Source organism: Enterococcus sp. DIV1090, from assembly GCF_050537975.1.
Taxonomy (GTDB): domain Bacteria; phylum Bacillota; class Bacilli; order Lactobacillales; family Enterococcaceae; genus Enterococcus; species Enterococcus faecalis.
Map to the genome: position 1 here is coordinate 2,545,596 of NZ_CP172917.1, position 14,487 is coordinate 2,560,082.

Sequence of the window (14,487 nt, forward strand, 5' to 3'; positions counted from 1 at the left end):
TGTTGTTTATTTGATCAATATTAATCTTTCATTAAAATTCTTGATTCAAAATTTCCCATGTAATTGATTTTGCTTTATCAATCGGTTCATTTAAATCTATTCTTTTATCGTAATCATCATCCCAAACATAAAATTCACCTAAGCCACCTCTTGGAGGATATAACGATTCATTCATTGTTTTTATCTGCGTCATGTCAGGATTGCTGTCTAATAAATTTAAAATATATTTAATTGTTTGAATTTGAGGAATATTTGATTTATCTCCATAATGTATTAAATTGTCCAAAAGTATTTGGTATTGTGTTTTCAATATTTTTATATTATCCATCATTCTTCCCCTTTTTATTTTAATTTTGATTCACTAATTATTTCTATCCCTTTTAATTTCCAAGGCTCAGAAATAAATATCTGAGTATGATCTAATCCACCAGCATATAACCCATTCTGTAATCCCACAGGTCCCTCATAAATAGTTGTTCCTTTTGGGACCTTAATTTTATACGTAGCGTTCACAATAGATTGACCTTCTAAAAATCCAGTTTTTGGGTTTATCCACTGAGGCTTTACTGCTGTATCTATTCTGACTTTAGCGACTGACTCAGGAGCTTCATAAGTAAACCATTGTCCCAGAGCATTTTTTCCTTTACCAGGCATTGTCAATCCCCCAGCTTCACCCGCTCGATAAAAGTATGCATCTTGGGTCAAAACTCGCTGGTTATACCGTCCTCCATAGAAATTCTTAATTGGATAACCATACATTTCAGAAAGAGGACCAGGGTTAGAGAATCCATTGTATGTGTACTTTCTCATATCATATTTAGAACTTACTGATTTTTTCCCTTGTCCAGAATTTTTCAATCGTGAGGCTGTTTTATTCCCATAATAAGAACCTAGCACCACATTACCAACTTCTGTTAATGTGCCTGCCCACGCCGCATACTTAAATCGATTGGCTTGACTTTCAGTTATCTTTTCACCTGTATAAGGATTAATGCCTATATTTGCACAAGCAATGGTTTTTCTGCTGATTTCTTCTAGACTGTCGGTTTTCTTGATTAGCTCTATTTTTGGTTTGGCTGTTTCAAGAACCGTAGAAGCTTCTTTTTTAATTTCCGTGAAGTAACTTTTATCAACACCACTTGGTAAGGTGTAGAGGCCGTTGCTTTTGACAGTTGTTTCATTCAGGACTAAGATCCCTTGCATCGCCAATTCCATTTCTTCTAAGCTAGTGGCGAACAGGTTTTTGGTTTGTCGGTCAAACTCATTGAGCTTTTGAATTTGCTTGTGGAGCTTATCAATGTCTTGTTGCATGCTTTCTGCCATCTTAATAAAGGTCCGTTGGGCATTTTGTAAGAGTTCATAAATTCCTGGAATTGGCTGACTATGGGCTAGCGTGGCGACTTCCCTAGCAGAATCGTGCAATAATTGTTGGTTGGCTTTCATGATTTTTATTTTTAATTTGAGTTTGTCTTCATCTAAAAAACCTTCACTGGCAATAAACCCATCCGCAGCGCTGTATTTGGCCAAATCACTTTGGACATTATCAACGGCGGCAGTCATTCGATGAATCGTCGGAATCACTAATTCTGAAAATAGCCCTTTTCCCGCATTATAGGCAGCACCAGACAATGTATGACCGTCGATAGCTGCGATTAGTTGCTGACAACCAGCTGTTAGCTCACTGGTGGTTGTTCGGGCAACTGCTAGGTTGCTGGACAGCGCACGCATCATTGCTGAAGAATCGCTACTGGAGTAGATTAATCCCATGACAACCGACTCCTTTCTCTTTGGAGCTGTAGTCGTTCTTCATTCGATTGTGCGGTTGCTTTTGTGTATCTTTGACTTAATTCATGTGTCTGTTGTTGTAAAAAGCCCTTTAAATAGCGTTGTTTTCCAGAGAGCTCCTCTTGCTCCCAACGCGTAGACTTACCGTCTTTATGAATCACTTCTGCGTTGAGTTGCTCAAGTTCGCGAAAATTTCTAGTTAGTTCATACTCTAGTGTACCAAAAATGGTTTGGATTTGCTTCTTTTCCTTCGACAATTGATCCATCGCTCGTTCTTTTTCGACAATCTGTTCCGCATAGTTCCTTCTTAATTTTTCATTCGTATCCTTTTCCATCGTTTCTCCTTATTTTAACGTTGTTTGGCTATCTCTAGCCGCCATCGTTGCCGCTAATTTGGGGAATTTATTGGCTTGTGCGTTGACACCATTGACTACTTTTGCTAATTGATTGAGCAGTTGATTACTGACTTTAACCCCTTTTTTCATGCTTGAAATATTGCTTTCTCCTAAATGACATGTTTGTTTTTTATTCACAGATACATTCTTAATCCCGGCAATTGCCTTTTGGGCAGCGCCTTGATTGGATGCAATTTTTACCATATTTCCTCATCACTCCTTTTCATTTTTTTACCCACATCAAACTAAATCAATTATAAATAAAATGATAACTAAAATCAAAACGTTTTTCACTAACAACAAATTTAATAAGGTTTAAAATTATGTTTTAAAAAATAAATAAATGTTATATAAACAAAAAAAACTTAACTAAATAGCCTTTTAAAAATAAACGAAACCTAAAAAACAAAAAAATAATATAATTTTTTTATATAAAAATAAAAAAAGTGAAAATAATCGCCTTTTGATTATTTTCACTTTTCTCTACTACAATTCCTTTAACAAAATAAAATCCGTCTGTTCATCGTCTCCCATAAAAAATGAATGTTGACTATAATAGCGGTAGCCAATCGTTTTATAAAATGCCCGCGCCGCATCATTGTGTTCCCAGACACCTAGCCACAGTGCTTTTTTACCAAATTCACGAGATTTCTCTTCCGCCAGTTCTAACAATTTTGTCCCCAGCTTCTTTCCTTTAAACGCAGGCAAAATATACAATCGCTCAACCTCGAGCTTTTCTGGCCCCATCGGTTCCGTTTGTGCCCTCTCACGATTTAATTTCATGTAGCCAGCTAATTGATTATCGACAAAGATAAAATAAAAGTCAGAGTGGGGATTAGCCAATTCCTTTTGTAATTTTTCTAAATTGTAGGCTTCTACTAAATAGGCTTGCATATTTTCTGGCGTATTGTACGGTCCAAAAGTATCTGTATAAGTTTCAATGCTGATTTCTTGTAACGCTGGTGCATCTTCTATTGTTAATTTTTTTATTTCTCCCATCAATCAGTCGTCCTTTCCTTAATAATTTCGAGTGTTCCCTTTTTTGACAAATTCCCAATCTTCGCTGACATTTTTACGCATCCGGACTAAGTACTCTGCCAATTGTGAAATTTCCACTTCTGACAAGCCTTGCAAAGCAACTTGATTCGAGTGTTGATTTTCGCGCACAATGATTGGATAAACGTTTTCCCCTTTTTCTGTGGCATAAATCCGCTTAATTTTTTTGTTGCTTGCATCTTCTTGACGATAAATAAAGCCTTGTTCTTCCAAACGCTTAATCGCCCGCGCCGCTGTGGTTCGATCAACTTTAATCAGTTCGGCGATCTTTTCTTGGATAATTCCAGGATTTTCACAGACCCTGACCAAATAAAGATATTGTCCTCGTGTTAAAGATAATTCCTTAAATTCAATATTACTGATTGAATCTAAGGCCCGCGCAATCATGCCAATTTCTCTTAAAATATCTGTCACTAGGACACTTCCTTTCGCTAATATTTTATGATTGTCATTACTTTAACTTATTTTTGTTGCAAATGCAACAAAAATAAGTATAAAAACTACAGATTTAAACAATTTGAGCATTCGTGAAAATAAAATAATTATTTCTTTTGTTATATTAACAAGTAAGATAAAATTAGTTATAGCGTCTATAGGAGGAATAGTATGAAAAAATTATTTTGTGTTATTTTAGTTATTTTTTTAACAGGTTGTAGTTCTCAAAAAGCGAATGAACCTAAAAAACAAGAAAATCCTACCAATCATACAACATCAATAAAAAGCAGTACTAATCATTACAGTTCTAGCACAGAAACAAGCTCTAGTAATAAACTAAAAGAAACTTCAGAAAGTCCCAGTACCACTCAGGCTTCGTCAAAGTCTAAAAATGAAGTATCCACAAATGTCGAAGAAGCAAATTCTTTAGAAGCAACACCTTATGCTGTCGATCTTAGTAGTTTAAACAATCCACTCGTATTTAATTTTAAAGGAATGAATGTGCCAACTTCAATTACGTTAGAGAACTTAAATTCAACACCAACTGCTACCTTCCGAACTAAATTGTTTGGGGCTGAAAATGGTCAAGTGAAAGAAGCCATTAATAAATATGAGCTATCTATAAATACAATTCCTACAAAAGAGATTAGAATATTTTCAGCGGCCGATAACAGTATTCGCACCGTTAAAGTAAATACAGAGTTAATTTTAGGAACTAATATTTCTTCAAACGATGAACAAAATAGATCGGGTACTTTATACTTATTCAACAATAAAAATGGTTCGATATCTTTAATCACTCCTAACTACGCAGGCAATGTTACGGATGATCAAAAAGACGTTATGCTAGAAGTAATTCAATAAATAACCTAAAAAAATAATAAAGAGAAAACTTCATACTGAGAAGTTTTCTCTTTATTATTTTTTAGGAACTCCTCTAGAAACTCGTTTTAGTCCCCACTTATTTTTCTTATTTCTTCACCCATTAAGCCCGCGATAGAAAATAGAACATTTCATTTGAAAATGAATTATTGTTCTGCAACATGCACCGTTTGTAAAAATTCTGCGACTGAGAAATGGTATTCTTTCTCTTGATTTCCTTGAATGGTTCGAATCATTTTTTCAACTTCTGGTTGCAGAGCGGCAAATTGAACTTGTTGTCCACGACCTTCTGCTGCGAGACAAAACTCTTCTAAAATATCTAACGCCGTACTATCAATGCTAGGAACTCCTCGCATTGAAAATACTACACCACTTTTTGTTTCCAATTGCAGTAACGTTTGTTTCAATCGTTCAGAAGACATGAAAAATAACGGGCCACTCAAATAAACTACCACCCAATTTTCCGTACAACCGGTCGGTACTAGCCCCATTCTTGACCAATCAACTTCCTCGACATTAATCGTAATCACGGCACTTTTCGCAATGAAAAACAGGCAACCAGCTAAGACCCCTAAAACAATCGCTAAACTCAAGTCAAAAATAACGGTCGCTATCATCGTTAAAAAGAATAAACATAAGGCTGTGTGGAAACGTTTCTGGAAGAATTCTTTAATCACCGACCATTCATTCATTCGCCACGCTGTCACCACTAAAACACCAGCTAACGCAGGCATGGGAATTTTAGACATGACTGGCGATAAAAGCAACATCGATAACAATAAAAAGACCGCATGAAAAATACCCGCTAAACGTGTTTGCGCACCAGATTTAATCACTACGCTCGTGCGGGCAATCGCTGCCGTCGCAGGCACGCCACCGAAAAATGGCAAAATTAAGTTGCCAATTCCTTGTGCCACTAGTTCCTGATTACTGTCTAATGGTTTCCCTGTCATGCGACCAGCCGAAGCGCCACAAAGCAAACTTTCAATCATACCTAACATAGCAATGCTAATTGAAGGCACCAAAATATCCTGAAACGCACTTAATTGAAGCGAACCAAGTTCCAAACGTGTATCACTAAAAATACTTGTCGGAATTTTCCCTACAGTGGCCACTGGCAGTTGAAAAACCACTGTTGCTAACGTAGCTAAAATAATCATCACCAATGAAGCTGGTATCATCGCATTCCACTTTTTCGGAAAGAATACTAATCCAAGCACCACTAAAATCGACATAACCGTCGTTGGTATACTTAAATCAAAGCCCAATGAACGATAACTGCTGATTTTCTCAATTAAATTGTGGCCTTCTGAACGAACCCCAAAGAAATTATCAAGCTGCCCCAACGCAATAATAATAGCAATTCCTGAAGTAAACCCGGTAATGACCGGTGACGGAATAAAAGAAGTCAAGCTCCCTAAACGCAAAATCCCTGCCAAAAGCAAGAAAATTCCTGCCAAAAAGGTGGCCAACAAAATCCCTTGCATGCCATGCACTGCCGCAATTGACATTAAAATAGCTGCCATCGCACCTGTTGGTCCTGAAATTTGATAAAACCCACCTGAAAGGCTCCCAATCACAATTCCAGCGATAATCGCCGTGATCATGCCAGCTGCTGCAGTGGCGCCGCTAGAGACCCCAAACGCTAACGCTAACGGCAACGCGACGGCTGCGACAGTCAAACCTGCCAAGAAATCTTTTTTCAATTTTTTTTGATTATACCCTTTAAATTCATCCCTTATCATTTGTGTGTACTTTTTAAACATTCGCATCCTCTTTTCATGAAATTTCCATTCTAAAGATATCATATTTTCGGAAAGATAATAAGGTGTTTTGTGAAGGAAATCGCTAAAAAATTTTTTTCACCTCATTTAGACAAAATTGTCTAATATTTTAGGAATTTAGCCACCGCTGTTTCCTAGAGTATGATATGCTTAACTAGTAAACAGGCTTCACAAACTTACATTAATTGGGGGAAACTATTATGTGTACAGGCATCAAGATTATTTCCAAAACAAATGATATTTTTTATGGACGTACGATGGATTTTACGTTTGATTTTTTTGGCAACGAAGATCCAATTGCACCAAAAATCCCTACTCTAATTGCTCAATTTCCAAAAGGTACAGTTCTAAATAGCCAACTAAATCCTTGGACGGCAAAATATGCCTTTATGGGACTAGCAATGTCAGGCACAGATCAACCAGCGAACGATGGTAAAACCGTCAGCCTTGCTATCACAGATGGTATCAACGAAGCCGGCTTATCTGGTGATATTCAATATTTAATGGAATCTTCAACAGCACCTGCTGAAAGTTTAGCAGATCGTGGTTTAACACCTCATATTGCAGAAGAAGTACTTGCTTATATTTTGAGTAATTTTGAAAGCGTTGACGAAGTAAAAGTAGCTTTTGAAAAAATCGGCCTGTTAGATCAAAAATTCCAACTTGATTCATTGGGGGAAGTTCATTTCACCTTACACTGGACCATTAATGATAAAAATAATAATAGTATCGTTTTGCAACCAACAGATAACGGAGCGTTCGTCATTTATGATTCGATTGGCGTAGTCACAAACAGCCCAGAATACAATTATCATTTAACCAATGCACGAAACTATATCGGAATGCGCAACTACGCTATTAAAGAACCTTACACTTTAAAATCAGGCGCAACACTTGACCCAATTGAAGGTGGGACTTCTTACGGACTATTAGGAATCCCAGGAGACTTCACTTCGCCGTCACGCTTCATTCGTGCGTTATACTATTCTGACAATCTCCAAGAATTTGATAGCTCTGAAGGGATTATGCAACTCTATCGCGCCTTCCAAACAGTGATGATTCCTCGGGGGATTGGCCATTTAGGTCAAAGTAATTCTCTGTCTGATTTCACACATTATTGGTCAGGATATGATGTGACTAATCTAACCATGTATGTCCAACCAGAAAGTACTACCTCATTTACAAAATACACTTTGGATCCAGCTTTAACAGAAGTTACTACTTTTGCTGTTTCTAACGAGCTACTACTAACAGATTTAAATCAATAAAAACACAAACAACGTCTCTGACCATGTGCTTGGTCAGAGACGTTGTTTCGTTCATGCGTTTAGTTGTTCAGTTATTTTATCATACCACTCCGGAAAATAGAGCTTACAACTCTGCACCATTGGACTCAATGATCTTTTGATACCAATAAAAAGAGGCTTTCTTTTTTCGAGCCAGCGTCCCCTGACCTTCATCATCTAAATCTACATAAATCAAACCATACCTTTTACCAATTTCTCCAGTTGAAGCACTAATTGAGTCGATGGCACTCCAGACGGTAAAACCAATTACTGGCACACCATCTAAGACAATCGCTTGTTTCACTGCCAGCAAATGTTGTTGTAAATAATCAATGCGATAATCGTCATAAATTTCACCATTTTCTGAACAATGATCAACTGCTCCTAAGCCATTTTCAACAATCATAATTTCTTTCTCATACCGTTGATACAAACGATTTAAACTAATCCGCAGTCCCAGTGGATCCACTTGCCAGCCCCATTCAGATTGCTCTAAAAAGGGATTTTCCCCTCCTGTTGCCATATTTCCTGCTACTGTTTCTGGTGCAGTAGTCCAACTCATATAATAACTTATACTAACAAAGTCCACCACACCTTCTCGTAGGTCTTGTTCATCTTCTTCTGTAATAACTAGTTGGACATCCAGTTGCTCCAACATTTTTTTAGCCCACGGAGAATAATATCCTCGAATCTGAATATCACCAAAATAATAGGTTTCCTCATCATCCATCATTGCTTGAAAAACAGATTCAGGGTGACAATTGTGCGGATAAGTCGGGCCATACATAAGCATTGTTGCAAAACGATAGTTACTTGAATATTTCCGACCTAATTGAACCGCTTTTGCACTTGCTACTAACTGATGATGCGCCATTTGGAAAATTTCTTGATAATTTTCTGTATGAATCCCAGTAGAAAAATAAGGCATATACGTAATAACATTAATCTCATTAAACGGAATCCAATAGCGGACACGATCACTGAATCGTTGAAATAGCGCTTCACAAAAGCGTAAATAGAGCGTAATGACTTGGCGATTTTTCCACGAACCATATTTTGTCACTAAATTTTCTGGTAAATCAAAATGTGAAATCGTTATAATTGGTTCGATTCGATGACGCTCTAGCTCGTCCAAAATTTTTTCATAAAATAATAAACCTGCTTCATTAGGCCGTTCCTCTTCTCCAGTTGGAAAAATGCGTGACCATTGGATTGAAAATCGAAGACTTTTAAATCCCATATCAGCGAACAGTTGGATATCTTTTTGATAACTTTCATAAAAGCCAATCGCTCGATGAGAAGGATAGTATTGATTTACATCCACTTGTTGAGTTATTTGACGTTTCTCCCCTTTTTTACAACGCAAAGCCAAATCTAAATTACTCAAGCCTTTTCCGTCACGGTTATAGGCACCTTCTACTTGAGTAGCAGAAATTGCACCACCCCACAAAAAATCATTTGGCATACTGCTCAATTGTTTTTTTTCGCTGCTACTCATTTTCTTGTTCTCCTGTCGCTAAGGTCTGCTCTTCTTTCACTGCTCGTTCATCAGCCATACGGAAAAACGGATAATATAACAACGTCAGAGCAATTACCACAGCAATCATTGCCAACCCAAAGCGAATGCCGCCATAGAAAGTTTCTGCAACAACTGGTGGTGTCACCCAAGGTAATTCAACCGTTGGATTATAGTAATTTAAGAAACCAACTTTATAGAATAAATGTAACACCAAACCACCGACAGCTGTTGAACTTACCAACGGAATAAAGAAAATAGGGTTCAGCATAATCGGAACACCGAAAATCAATGGCTCATTAATATTGAAAATACTTGGTACAACACCTAATTTACCAAGGGATTTGTATCGTTCTGATTTTGCTCTTAACATACAAAAGGCTAAACCAATCGTATTCCCAGTTCCGCCAACCATAATAATACTAGAGAAAAACATAATTTCTGGATAAGGCAACGCTTGACCAGCAATAAATGCATTAATATTAGCTAAAAAAACTGGCGCCATCACAGCAAAGAAAATATTAATAATTGGACTTGGATGAATACCAAAAAACCATAATAGATTTGCTAGTGTAAAGACTACAATAACCGTCATTGGTGATTGACCTAATGATGCAATTGGTTTACTCACTAGCTCGGTTAAAAAGCTCATCGCATCCCCCGAACCAGTATATGTGAAAATAGTTTTGACTAATAAAGCTACCACAAAAATTATCATGGCTACAAAGGTTGGACTTAACGAATCTGTCACCATCGTAGGAACGGAATCAGGTAATTTAATTCGTAAAAATTCTTTTTTCATTAAATAACTATATAACATAGTTACACCTAAACCGACTAGAATAGCTACAAAAATCCCGTCAGTCCCAATTGATGCTGTTTTAATGACAACTGTTTCTTCTCCACCTAATTTAACGGCAAACTGTGGTACCAAGATCAAGAAAAATGCCAAAGATAAAATAACACTAGTGATGGGAGTTTGTTTTTCCATCTTCGCAGTTTCATACGCAATGGTACAAACAATGTAAACAGCGTACAAGCCACTGGTCATAGCAATGACTTCTTGAATGATTGGAGCTAACCCAATGGATGTTAAAAATTCTTGCCAAATTGGAATAGGAAAATTCCCTACAATTGCGATAAAAGCAACCCCTAAAGAAACGGGTAAAACAGCCATCATCCCATTAGTTAGTGCTTGAATGACCTTACTTTTTTGCATTCTTTCAGCGATTGGACCAATAAACTTTTCTAAAAAACGTTGAAATTTATCAAACATACAATTCTCTCCTCTTTCTAATTTACGTTGAGTATACACCTTAAAGTTACTTCAAGGTAAAGCGGTTTTATAAACTAATTTTGTGTTATACTAAAATTGAGGTGAATGCTGATGAACCAAGACCATCTTTACTCGCTAGAAACGATTGCTTCCTTGTTGAAAATTCCTAAGTCCACATTGCGCTATTGGGAAAAAGAACGGTTGATTCATTCTGTTCGAGGCGATACAAATGATTATCGACAATACACAACAGAACAGCTGATTGCTATCTGTGAAATCAAGTTTTATCGCGACTTAAATTTTTCCATTAAAGAAATTAAAAACTTATATACCAACCCATTATCAGATACCCAGAAATTACTAGAAAATGCACGTCAAGATTTAGAAGAACGCATTACACAGTTAAAGCAAATTCACAGAAACTTAATCACTTATCAACAAAAATATGAAGAAGTCAGCCAACTACAAGAGGAAGTCTTGAAAGAAGAAATACCGCCGTTTAAAACTCTTTACTATTTCCACCCTGCTAAAGCAGAAAATCTTTTGCTTTACTTAAATGATCCAAGTATTTTAGGCTTTGTTTTATCACCAGATGAACAAACTATTGAACATTTTTCAACGACTAATAAAGACAGCGCCGCTTTCCCTTTAGTCTTACACTGGGAATTCGATGCTTCTAAAAGCTACTATAGTCAACTGATTTGTATAGAAGAAAGTAGTAATCAGTTGCAGCCACAACAAATTCAGAAAAATCTAATTTACTTACAAGAACAAGGCTATCAAGTCCATCAACTATTGGGCCGCTATCTGCTTTCAAAAAAACATCAAGATTACTATCAACTATGGTTTGAGTGTTCTAATTAGAAAAACGTCAAATCGGCTTAATCCCCTAAGTCGATTTGACGTTTTTCTAGTTACTCTTAATAATTTTATTTTTCAATAGCCATTGTAAAAATAACACAAGGACTACAACTGGCCAAAGCGTGATTGGGAAAAAGAGCCCCACAAAAATGCCTGGTACAAGAATCGTCCCTAAAATCTGGGTTGTTAAACTCGTAGCAAAAATTGCGACAACAAAAAGCGAGTCAATTGTTGGGAAAAATTGTGCGACCGCAAACCCGATTAAAATAGCTGAAAAAACGACGGGAAAAATATCGCCACCTATCCAACCCGTGTGTAAACAAACTTGTAAAAATACTAGTTTCATTATCGCAGCGACCACCAAGATATACCAGGCTTGTTGACTACCAAAACTAGGAACTAAATGCATAAAAGATTGTCCTGAAAATAGTAATCTTGGCATTAAAATAACAAAAAGAAAAATACAGGCTGCACCAAAGCTTACCAGTATGCTTTGCTTTTCTTCAAAAGGTTGGCATAGTTTAGCCAGAGCAGCTTGCAACCATTGATAGGCGTTACTAATCACAAAAGCAGTTAATAAAGCGGGTAAAATCAGCCATAACGAAGCCATTTCAATTTTTCCAGTTCCTAACTTCGTAATAAACGATGGGTGTCCCACCAATTTCATTAAAAAGGTAAACACCACCAACCCGTTCACAATAAATAACCCGTTCATCACTTGTTTCAGTTTCTTTTTATCCACAGGAGCGAGCCTCGTATCGTAGCGCTGAACAAACTGTTGCGGATGTAGTAAGCGCTGGATTTTTGTCCAAAATGTTTGCTGTTCTTGCTCGTCATAATGAAAATAAAGGTACCGTAACTTATCAGATTGCCAGACTGACAACGAAATAATTGCTCCCAACAATGCGGCTTCAGGACCGACACCAGCCCCGAAAATTAAAATTACCAAGGCGGCCAATAAATTTCTAAACACACCTGAATAATCGACCGATTGTTTCGCCTTCAATTCTGTCAGCGCCTCATGCGCCGTTTGTGGTACTTGCCCGAAGCGTTTCTTCAGATAACTCAATACCCACGCTCCTAGCACACACAAGACAAAATAATAGAGGATTGGCCACTTCATTTGCGCTGGCAATACCTCCCAGAGCAGAGTCGTTAACTCTCCTTCAATGATTAAAAATGCTCCTGAAATTCCCGCGATGATACTACTTAAAAATAACCCACTGACGATAATTGTCCACATTTTTCTGTTACGCATACTTCCTCCAAATGATAGTTGTTTCTTTTATAGTAGCAGATAGTTAGTGGTTTGTGTTTGAAGATTTTGGGAAGGATTTATTTTTTTGAAAAAATTGAGGTTATGAAAAGATTCCATTTTTTATTGATTAAATTATCCTTCTTGTATAATCGTTTCTTTTAGCTATATATATTCCATTAAATTAAAAACCGCCACTTATATTGCTTCTTAAGTTCCCACAAACAACGCCACTTCCAGCGCCAACAAATCCACTTCCTTATCAAAATCCAACAGCACTAGCTGTTCAATTTTCTCCAATCGTTGTAACAAAGTATTACGATGAATAAAGAGCTTTTTGGCTGTTTGAGACAAGTTTCGTTTTGATTGAAAATAGACATTCAGTGTATGGACAAAGTCGGTATGTTGCTGTTGATCACTTTTCTGCAATGGTTGGAGATATTTGTTTCTGAGGGTTGCTTGTCCTTCTTCTAAAAAATAACGTTGTAGTGTCTGTCTAAGATGAAAATTCGCGTAGGAAGCAATCCTCATTTCAGGTTTTTCTGCAATGAATTGGCGTTGAAAGGCTAAAACGTCAATCGCTTGTTGATACGATTCATGAATCTGGGTCAGACCTTGAATCTTAGGTCCTATTGTTAGGAAAAGTTCCACATCTTCTTGTACTTTCATTAACTGATTTATGCTACTTTTTGCTAGGCGTTGCATCATTTTCAGATAATCGCCTTCTTTTTCAGGTGGATTTTCAACTAATAAGACAAAGGAACTGTCAATTTCAATACAAACAATTTTTTGTTTGTCCCCTAAGATAACTTGGTTTAGCTGGTTGCCTAAAATAGACATTCTTTCTTGCCTTTGGCGTTCATTTAAGGTTAATGAAATTAGCAAAATCGCATAGGGCTTATCTATTGCCAAGCGATAATATTGTTGAAATTGTTGGAAAACAGCTTGATCCCTCTTTTCATGCGCAATCAGCTTAAAAAATAATTCGTTTCGTTGTTGGTATTCTTCAAATTTCCGTGAGTATTCCAATTGCAATTGTAAAAGTAAGTAATGAGCTGTGATTTTAAAATGAGCCACGTCGACTGGTCGTAATGGGGCCAAGGTGTTCCAGACGAGCAAATAATATAAAATAACATTTTTCTTTTTAATTGGATAAATTTCAATTGGCACCACTTGGTTCTGGAGTTTCAACTGTAAATGAATCGGTTCTTGATAAAAGCGTAATAATGGATGACTTTGTTCCAGCAATTGTTTTTGGAACTCTGAGGTTTCTTGTCTATCTTCTAAAATGCTAGAAATACGAATTGGATTTTTAGGCAAGTCAAAAAAATTAACTCCTTCAAAGTGGTCATTCAATAACAAGACAGGATTTTGAATGGTTTCTGCTAGATCCTGCAGCAAATGAAAACTGCTACTTCCCGTTTCTAAGATTTGGTAAATTTTATTATGCAATGCGGTTTCTTGCGCATTCATGTCAAATTGTTCTAACGTGACACGACTTTTCAACACGTCAGCAATTTGCGAAAAGGTGTAATTGTAAGGAATTGCTAAAATAGGAACGTTCATTTCATCTGCTAATTTGATTAGGTCTGGTGGAACTTCTTCAAAATAACGTTGGGTTTTAAATCCTAAGGCAGCACAATGGTGTTTAGCTAGTTCTTTCAAAAAATTTTTCTGTAATTTCCGATCATCTTTAAATATGTACCCTGTCGTTAACAGCAGCTCACCTGCTGTTAGCCAATCTAAAATATCAGGATTTTCTAAAATATTGACTTTTAAAATCGGTTGGTCCTGATTTTTATGTCCTGCCACTAAGGTAATGCCAGGTAATTCTTCTAACGTTAATAAATCACTCACTTTTAACATCATTTATCCTCCCAATGTACAAATTGTCCATTCAAACTTGTAAATCAATGTCATTTTTAGCAATTGTTTAGCGTGCTGGATTCTTTTATT

General features: G+C 36.7%; 14 protein-coding genes. 3 read left to right on the forward strand and 11 right to left on the reverse strand.

Annotated features, from left to right (window positions below; genetic code table 11):
* Positions 1–31: 31 nt before the first annotated feature.
* The 6 genes from IGL48_RS12430 to sylA form a co-directional block, all read right to left on the reverse strand.
* Positions 32–331, reverse strand: a complete 300-nt coding sequence (locus IGL48_RS12430; protein WP_010824215.1) for a hypothetical protein — start codon at positions 329–331, stop codon at positions 32–34.
* A gap of 11 nt (positions 332–342) precedes the next feature.
* Positions 343–1,767 carry a T7SS effector LXG polymorphic toxin gene (locus IGL48_RS12435; protein ID WP_430601651.1) on the reverse strand — a complete coding sequence of 475 codons (1,425 nt, stop codon included), beginning with the start codon at positions 1,765–1,767 and terminating at the stop codon, positions 343–345.
* Positions 1,758–2,120 carry a hypothetical protein gene (locus IGL48_RS12440; RefSeq protein ID WP_010824655.1) on the reverse strand — a complete coding sequence of 121 codons (363 nt, stop codon included), beginning with the start codon at positions 2,118–2,120 and terminating at the stop codon, positions 1,758–1,760. Before IGL48_RS12440 ends, IGL48_RS12435 begins: the two co-directional genes overlap by 10 nt.
* 9 nt (positions 2,121–2,129) lie before the next feature.
* Entirely contained in the window at positions 2,130–2,384 is a 255-nt protein-coding gene (locus IGL48_RS12445) for a hypothetical protein (RefSeq protein ID WP_113826025.1), read from the reverse strand.
* 282 nt (positions 2,385–2,666) lie between these two features.
* Positions 2,667–3,179: a GNAT family N-acetyltransferase gene (locus IGL48_RS12450; RefSeq protein ID WP_010824218.1), complete on the reverse strand. Its 513-nt coding sequence runs from the start codon at positions 3,177–3,179 to the stop codon at positions 2,667–2,669.
* A gap of 18 nt (positions 3,180–3,197) precedes the next feature.
* Positions 3,198–3,650, reverse strand: coding sequence for a transcriptional regulator SylA (sylA, locus tag IGL48_RS12455; RefSeq protein WP_002367362.1), 453 nt, complete (start codon positions 3,648–3,650; stop codon positions 3,198–3,200).
* A gap of 192 nt (positions 3,651–3,842) precedes the next feature.
* Between sylA and IGL48_RS12460 the strand changes: the two genes are divergently transcribed.
* A complete protein-coding gene (locus IGL48_RS12460; RefSeq protein ID WP_010824219.1) occupies positions 3,843–4,535 on the forward strand; it encodes a hypothetical protein in 693 nt (230 codons plus the stop codon).
* 164 nt (positions 4,536–4,699) lie between these two features.
* Here IGL48_RS12460 and IGL48_RS12465 read toward each other — a convergent pair whose 3' ends face one another.
* Entirely contained in the window at positions 4,700–6,361 is a 1,662-nt protein-coding gene (locus IGL48_RS12465; protein WP_025190629.1) for a SulP family inorganic anion transporter, read from the reverse strand.
* Between the two features lie 176 nt (positions 6,362–6,537).
* Here IGL48_RS12465 and IGL48_RS12470 point away from each other — a divergent pair, with 176 nt between their 5' ends.
* A complete protein-coding gene (locus IGL48_RS12470; protein WP_002367364.1) occupies positions 6,538–7,605 on the forward strand; it encodes a choloylglycine hydrolase family protein in 1,068 nt (355 codons plus the stop codon).
* 103 nt (positions 7,606–7,708) lie between these two features.
* Here IGL48_RS12470 and IGL48_RS12475 read toward each other — a convergent pair whose 3' ends face one another.
* Positions 7,709–9,121, reverse strand: coding sequence for a glycoside hydrolase family 1 protein (locus IGL48_RS12475; protein WP_010824221.1), 1,413 nt, complete (start codon positions 9,119–9,121; stop codon positions 7,709–7,711).
* Complete coding sequence (locus tag IGL48_RS12480; protein ID WP_010824222.1) at positions 9,114–10,415, reverse strand: PTS sugar transporter subunit IIC; 1,302 nt, start codon at positions 10,413–10,415, stop codon at positions 9,114–9,116. Before IGL48_RS12480 ends, IGL48_RS12475 begins: the two co-directional genes overlap by 8 nt.
* 111 nt (positions 10,416–10,526) lie before the next feature.
* On the opposite strand from IGL48_RS12480, the gene IGL48_RS12485 reads away from it, so the two are divergent.
* Positions 10,527–11,279 carry a MerR family transcriptional regulator gene (locus tag IGL48_RS12485; RefSeq protein WP_010824223.1) on the forward strand — a complete coding sequence of 251 codons (753 nt, stop codon included), beginning with the start codon at positions 10,527–10,529 and terminating at the stop codon, positions 11,277–11,279.
* A gap of 46 nt (positions 11,280–11,325) precedes the next feature.
* Here IGL48_RS12485 and IGL48_RS12490 read toward each other — a convergent pair whose 3' ends face one another.
* Entirely contained in the window at positions 11,326–12,534 is a 1,209-nt protein-coding gene (locus IGL48_RS12490) for a hypothetical protein (RefSeq protein ID WP_002378924.1), read from the reverse strand.
* Between the two features lie 207 nt (positions 12,535–12,741).
* Entirely contained in the window at positions 12,742–14,400 is a 1,659-nt protein-coding gene (locus IGL48_RS12495; RefSeq protein ID WP_002378925.1) for a PucR family transcriptional regulator, read from the reverse strand.
* Between the last annotated feature and the right edge of the window lie 87 nt (positions 14,401–14,487).